The organism is Agreia sp. VKM Ac-1783 (genome assembly GCF_900177765.1).
Classification (GTDB): domain Bacteria; phylum Actinomycetota; class Actinomycetes; order Actinomycetales; family Microbacteriaceae; genus Agreia.
The window spans coordinates 1-5982 of the sequence record NZ_FXWI01000007.1; the positions used below are offsets into that span (position 1 = coordinate 1).

The following is a 5982-nucleotide window of genomic DNA, read 5'->3' on the forward strand; positions in this document are numbered from 1 at the left end:
GCGACACGCCCGGGCTGCACGCCGGTTTTGACGGTCGCAGAATCTGCCCGTAATGTTTTCTCTTGTCACCCCACAGGTTCGGAAAGCCGAAGAGCTTCCGGCCTCAAGCGGGACCAAATCCTAAGCTGAATCAGATTCGCTCTAGAAGTGTTCTGTAGGAGTGCTTTAGGATGTATAACGCCTCTTCCCAGGAACGTTCTGTCGGAAGTCGAGTTGAGCGCCCGGAATCATCCGGATCAGCGCGAAACACGATTTGACAGAAATGAAAACTGGGTCTAGGTTTGAGAAGTTGCCCCGAGTTGAGGCTGCGCCGGTTGGTGTGGTGGATGTTCGGGTGCGTCCGATCTTTGAGAACTCAACAGCGTGCACTAAGTCAAATGCCAAAAACCCCGCGCATTGTCCTTTGGATGATGTGAGGGATTCCTTTGGAAATAGATTAAACATACAAAGCAAGTCAGTAATGATTTGTTCTGTCAGTTTCAAACTTGCAATCGCGTGCGCCTATTCCGGTGTCGTGGTTGTGCGTAAACATTTACGGAGAGTTTGATCCTGGCTCAGGACGAACGCTGGCGGCGTGCTTAACACATGCAAGTCGAACGATGAAGCCCAGCTTGCTGGGTGGATTAGTGGCGAACGGGTGAGTAACACGTGAGTAACCTGCCCTTGACTCTGGGATAAGCACTGGAAACGGTGTCTAATACCGGATATTTCAGCTGGCCGCATGGTCTGGTTGTGGAAAGAATTTTGGTCAAGGATGGACTCGCGGCCTATCAGGTAGTTGGTGAGGTAATGGCTCACCAAGCCTACGACGGGTAGCCGGCCTGAGAGGGTGACCGGCCACACTGGGACTGAGACACGGCCCAGACTCCTACGGGAGGCAGCAGTGGGGAATATTGCACAATGGGCGAAAGCCTGATGCAGCAACGCCGCGTGAGGGACGACGGCCTTCGGGTTGTAAACCTCTTTTAGTAGGGAAGAAGCGAAAGTGACGGTACCTGCAGAAAAAGCACCGGCTAACTACGTGCCAGCAGCCGCGGTAATACGTAGGGTGCAAGCGTTGTCCGGAATTATTGGGCGTAAAGAGCTCGTAGGCGGTTTGTCGCGTCTGCTGTGAAAACTGGAGGCTCAACCTCCAGCCTGCAGTGGGTACGGGCAGACTAGAGTGCGGTAGGGGAGATTGGAATTCCTGGTGTAGCGGTGGAATGCGCAGATATCAGGAGGAACACCGATGGCGAAGGCAGATCTCTGGGCCGTAACTGACGCTGAGGAGCGAAAGCATGGGGAGCGAACAGGATTAGATACCCTGGTAGTCCATGCCGTAAACGTTGGGAACTAGATGTGGGGGCCATTCCACGGTCTCCGTGTCGCAGCTAACGCATTAAGTTCCCCGCCTGGGGAGTACGGCCGCAAGGCTAAAACTCAAAGGAATTGACGGGGGCCCGCACAAGCGGCGGAGCATGCGGATTAATTCGATGCAACGCGAAGAACCTTACCAAGGCTTGACATATACGAGAACGGGCCAGAAATGGTCAACTCTTTGGACACTCGTAAACAGGTGGTGCATGGTTGTCGTCAGCTCGTGTCGTGAGATGTTGGGTTAAGTCCCGCAACGAGCGCAACCCTCGTTCTATGTTGCCAGCACGTTATGGTGGGAACTCATAGGAGACTGCCGGGGTCAACTCGGAGGAAGGTGGGGATGACGTCAAATCATCATGCCCCTTATGTCTTGGGCTTCACGCATGCTACAATGGCCGGTACAAAGGGCTGCAATACCGTAAGGTGGAGCGAATCCCAAAAAGCCGGTCTCAGTTCGGATTGAGGTCTGCAACTCGACCTCATGAAGTCGGAGTCGCTAGTAATCGCAGATCAGCAACGCTGCGGTGAATACGTTCCCGGGCCTTGTACACACCGCCCGTCAAGTCATGAAAGTCGGTAACACCCAACGCCAGTGGCCTAACCCGCAAGGGAGGGAGCTGTCTAAGGTGGGATCGGTGATTAGGACTAAGTCGTAACAAGGTAGCCGTACCGGAAGGTGCGGCTGGATCACCTCCTTTCTAAGGAGCACTCGAGGACGCGTCTGGCCCTGCTGTTTACACAGATCAGCCAAGCGCTTATTAGCCTCGTAGCCATTACGGAAACACATGTTTTCCGGTGGCGCTCATGGGTGGAACATTGACTTAGGAAACAGAAAAGCTAAGGCCATGCGCTAGTACAACTCTTTCGGGGGTTCGGAACGTTCTGGCTGGTGTGAAGTATGTTTTATGCACGCTGTTGGGTCCTGAAGGACCGGGCCGCTTCGCCTCTTCGGAGGTGGGGTTGGACTGCCTTCTGGATCCTGGTCTCATCCACATGAGATGCCCGTTCGTTCGGGTTGTGTGGATGGGGGAGGATACCGCCCGTACTTTGAGAACTACACAGTGGACGCGAGCATCTTCATGCTCGCATCAAAAACAGTCGAGGCCCTTTGGGGTGTTGTTTGTGGATGGTGTGAGTGTGTTATGTGTATCAATGACATCACCGAGAGGCTTTGCTTCTTGGTGGTAAGCATTGGTCTTTTTGCAATTTTGTTTGTCAAGTTTTTAAGAGCAAACGGTGAATGCCTTGGCATCTGGAGCCGAAGAAGGACGTATAAATCTGCGATAAGCCTCGGGGAGCTGATAATAGAGCTGTGATCCGAGGATTTCCGAATGGGGAAACCCCGCCAGGCCCTTTGGGTGACCTGGTGACTCCCGCCTGAATATATAGGGCGGGTAGAGGGAACGGGGGGAAGTGAAACATCTCAGTACCCTCAGGAAGAGAAAACAATAGTGATTCCGTTAGTAGTGGCGAGCGAACCCGGATCAGGCTAAACCGATCATGTGTGATAGCCGGCAGGCGTTGCATGGTCGGGGTTGTGGGACTTTTCTGCTGCTTCTGCCGAACAGTGAGAGTTACAGCGCTTTATAGACGAATGGGATTGAAAGCCCAGCCGCAGACGGTGCCAGCCCGGTAGTCGAAATGAAGTTATGGCTCGAAGAGTATCCCAAGTATCACGGGGCCCGAGAAATCCCGTGTGAATCTGTCAGGACCACCTGATAAGCCTAAATACTCCCAGATGACCGATAGTGAACAAGTACCGTGAGGGAAAGGTGAAAAGTACCCCGGGAGGGGAGTGAAATAGTACCTGAAACCGTTTGCTTACAAACCGTTGGAGCCTCCTTGTTGGGGTGACAGCGTGCCTTTTGAAGAATGAGCCTGCGAGTTAGTGATCAGTGGCGAGCTTAACCCGTGAGGGGAATGCGTAGCGAAAGCGAGTCTTAATAGGGCGTTTTAGTCGCTGGTTCTAGACCCGAAGCGAAGTGATCTATCCATGGCCAGGTTGAAGCGACGGTAAGACGTCGTGGAGGACCGAACCCACTTCAGTTGAAAATGGAGGGGATGAGCTGTGGATAGGGGTGAAAGGCCAATCAAACTTCGTGATAGCTGGTTCTCTCCGAAATGCATTTAGGTGCAGCGTTGCGTGTTTCTTGCCGGAGGTAGAGCTACTGGATAGCCGATGGGCCCCAAAAGGTTACTGACGTTAGCCAAACTCCGAATGCCGGTAAGTGAGAGCGCAGCAGTGAGACGGTGGGGGATAAGCTTCATCGTCGAGAGGGAAACAACCCAGACCACCAACTAAGGTCCCAAAGCGCGTGCTAAGTGGGAAAGGATGTGGAGTTGCACAGACAACCAGGAGGTTGGCTTAGAAGCAGCCACCCTTGAAAGAGTGCGTAATAGCTCACTGGTCAAGTGATTCCGCGCCGACAATGTAACGGGGCTCAAGCACGCCACCGAAGTTGTGGCATTTATATTTTTGCCCGGCCCCTTGTGGGTCCAGGCGTATGGATGGGTAGGAGAGCGTCGTGTGGCCAGCGAAGCGGCGGTGTAAACCAGCCGTGGAGGCCACACGAGTGAGAATGCAGGCATGAGTAGCGAAAGACGGGTGAGAAACCCGTCCTCCGAAAGAACAAGGGTTCCAGGGCCAGGTTAATCCGCCCTGGGTAAGTCGGGACCTAAGGCGAGGCCGACAGGCGTAGTCGATGGACAACGGGTTGATATTCCCGTACTGACGAAAAACCGCCCAAGACAATCCAGTAATGCTAAGTATCTGAATCCCCATCACTGATCCCTTCGGGGTGACGGTTGGGGCCTAGCGTACGACCCTATGCTGGTGCGTTTAGCGTATTAACAGGTGTGACGCAGGAAGGTAGCTGAGCCGGGCGATGGTTGACCCGGTCTAAGGATGTAGGGCAGAAGATAGGCAAATCCGTCTTCTATATAGCCTGAGACCCGATGGGTAGTCCTCACGGACGAAATCAGTGATCCTATGCTGCCAAGAAAAGCATCGACGCGAGGTTTTAGTCACCCGTACCCCAAACCGACTCAGGTGTTCAGGTAGAGAATACTAAGGAGATCGAGAGAATCGTGGTTAAGGAACTCGGCAAAATGCCCCCGTAACTTCGGGAGAAGGGGGGCCTGACCTGTGAACGGATTTACTCCGGGAGCGGGATAGGGCCGCAGAGACCAGTGGGAAGCGACTGTTTACTAAAAACACAGGTCCGTGCCAAGTCGCAAGACGATGTATACGGACTGACGCCTGCCCGGTGCTGGAAGGTTAAGAGGAACGGTTAGCCGCAAGGCGAAGCTGAGAATTTAAGCCCCAGTAAACGGCGGTGGTAACTATAACCATCCTAAGGTAGCGAAATTCCTTGTCGGGTAAGTTCCGACCTGCACGAATGGCGTAACGACTTCCCAGCTGTCTCAACCGCGAACTCGGCGAAATTGCACTACGAGTAAAGATGCTCGTTACGCGCAGAAGGACGGAAAGACCCCGTGACCTTTACTACAGTTTGGTATTGGTGTTCGGTGTGGCTTGTGTAGGATAGGTGGGAGACTGTGAAGCTTGGACGCTAGTTCAGGTGGAGTCATTGTTGAAATACCACTCTGGTCACTCTGGATATCTAACTACGAACCCTAATCGGGTTCTGGGACAGTGCCTGATGGGTAGTTTAACTGGGGCGGTTGCCTCCCAAAAAGTAACGGAGGCGCCCAAAGGTTCCCTCAACCTGGTTGGTAATCAGGTGTCGAGTGTAAGTGCACAAGGGAGCTTGACTGTGAGACTGACAAGTCGAGCAGGGACGAAAGTCGGGACTAGTGATCCGGCAGTGGCTTGTGGAAGCGCTGTCGCTCAACGGATAAAAGGTACCTCGGGGATAACAGGCTGATCTTGCCCAAGAGTCCATATCGACGGCATGGTTTGGCACCTCGATGTCGGCTCGTCGCATCCTGGGGCTGGAGTAGGTCCCAAGGGTTGGGCTGTTCGCCCATTAAAGCGGTACGCGAGCTGGGTTTAGAACGTCGTGAGACAGTTCGGTCCCTATCCTCTGCGCGCGCAGGAAATTTGAGAGAATCTGACCCTAGTACGAGAGGACCGGGTTGGACGAACCTCTGGTGTGTCAGTTGTTCCGCCAGGAGCACCGCTGATTAGCTACGTTCGGACTGGATAACCGCTGAAAGCATCTAAGCGGGAAGCCGTTCTCGAGATGAGATTTCCATACCATTTATGGTGAGAGACTCCCAGCTAGACTACTGGGTTGATAGGCAGGATGTGGAAGTAGGGACTAAAGACCTACGGAGCTGACCTGTACTAATAAGTCGATAACTTGATAACACCCAAAAACTGCGAAAAGTAACAATTGCTTGCGTCCACTATGTGGTTCTCGATGTACGGTCGAGAACCAAACATGCATCAACACCCATACCCTGCTGATACAAGCGGGAATGGGCGTTGTGTCTGTTTGAAACTTCTAGATAGTTACATCTCTAGTGTTTCGGCGGCCATAGCGAGAGGGAAACGCCCGGTCACATTCCGAACCCGGAAGCTAAGACTCTCTGCGCCGATGGTACTGCAAGGGGGACCTTGTGGGAGAGTAGGACACCGCCGGACTCCTATTACACGAATGG

Annotated in this window: 3 rRNA genes; all 3 read left to right on the plus strand. The window is 53.4% G+C overall.

The window, feature by feature from the left end:
* The first annotated feature begins 531 nt into the window (after positions 1–531).
* Positions 532–2054 (plus strand): 16S ribosomal RNA (locus CCK87_RS17945).
* 515 nt (positions 2055–2569) lie between these two features.
* Positions 2570–5689 (plus strand): 23S ribosomal RNA (locus CCK87_RS17950).
* A gap of 159 nt (positions 5690–5848) precedes the next feature.
* Positions 5849–5965 (plus strand): 5S ribosomal RNA (gene rrf / locus CCK87_RS17955).
* The 16S, 23S and 5S rRNA genes sit together here, the layout of an rRNA operon.
* The last annotated feature ends 17 nt before the right edge of the window (positions 5966–5982 follow it).